Here is a 506-nt window from a genome sequence, read left to right as displayed (position 1 = left end):
TTCACCGCCTCCTGGCCGTGGTGGGTCTTCTCCAGCAGCAGGAGGATCTCGCTGACCGAGAACAGGCCCAGCACCAGGACCACGAACTGGATGCCGTCGGCGAGGTGGATGCTGTCCCCGGTGAAGCGGTACACGCCGCTGTTGGCGTCGATCCCGACGCTCGACAGGAATAGCCCGAGCAGCGCCGCCAGCAGGGTCTTCAGCGGGCGGTCGCCGGCCATCCCGCCGCGGCAGACGATGGCGAACACCATCAGCCCGAAATATTCCGCCGGACCGAAGGCGATCGCCCACTTGGCCAGCAGCGGGGCGAACAGGACCATCCCGCAGGTGGCGATGAAAGCGCCGATGAACGAACTCCAGGCCGACAGCGACAGGGCCACGCCGGCCAGGCCCTTGCGTGCCATCGGGTAGCCGTCGAGGGTGGTCATCACGGTCGAGGCTTCGCCGGGGACGTTGAGCAGGATCGAGCTGATCCGCCCGCCGTACTCGCAGCCCAGGTACACGGC

Annotated in this window: 1 protein-coding gene; it reads right to left on the bottom strand. The window is 67.8% G+C overall.

Annotated features, from left to right (window positions below; genetic code table 11):
• On the bottom strand, positions 1–506 hold a 506-nt coding region (locus tag C1638_RS22795; RefSeq protein ID WP_185140451.1), incomplete at both ends, for a tripartite tricarboxylate transporter permease.

It is taken from the genome of Chryseobacterium oncorhynchi (assembly GCF_002899895.1).
GTDB lineage: Bacteria > Bacteroidota > Bacteroidia > Flavobacteriales > Weeksellaceae > Chryseobacterium > Chryseobacterium oncorhynchi.
The sequence above is the reverse complement of the archived record's forward strand: the minus strand, read 5'-3'. Positions and strand labels throughout refer to the sequence as shown.